The organism is Dietzia sp. IBK-p2-16D, from assembly GCF_057773085.1.
Window position 1 is genome coordinate 1 of sequence record NZ_JBYMTL010000082.1, and the last position, 431, is coordinate 431.

At 35.3% G+C, this 431-nt stretch carries 1 protein-coding gene; it reads left to right on the forward strand.

Features of this window, described 5'->3' with window-relative positions; genetic code table 11:
• Nucleotides 1-431 (forward strand): hypothetical protein (locus AC3DE3_RS17465; protein ID WP_488370886.1); only part of this gene is annotated, 431 nt, incomplete at both ends.

Sequence of the window (431 nt, forward strand, 5' to 3'; positions counted from 1 at the left end):
TATGTACAAAGGTGAGCGATTAAAAAACGTTGTTTTAAATTTTGATAATTCAAATTCTGCTTTTGATGTAACGCTTGATTTGTTTGACCCTAGCAGTAGAATGGATTGGTTCTTTTCAAACACGCAAGACATTAACGATGTTATAACTGTTGCTGGTAGTCAAGTTCGTTATAGCGACATTTTAAACAATCTTTTAGCAAACCCTTTAATGGTTGTTAATTGTAGAATGAATATAACTGGCGCAGATGTTAGCGGGCAAATCAATCAATCAATTTTTGTGAAAAACAAAAACAGCGAAGGTTGGTACAAGGTTAATCCTATATCAATGGCTACGCAAATTGACGTGATGCAAGCGCAAAGAAACATTGTAACGTTTAACATGACCGAGAACCTTAATAGACCTTATATAGCTGACGGAATGGACGTTTTGC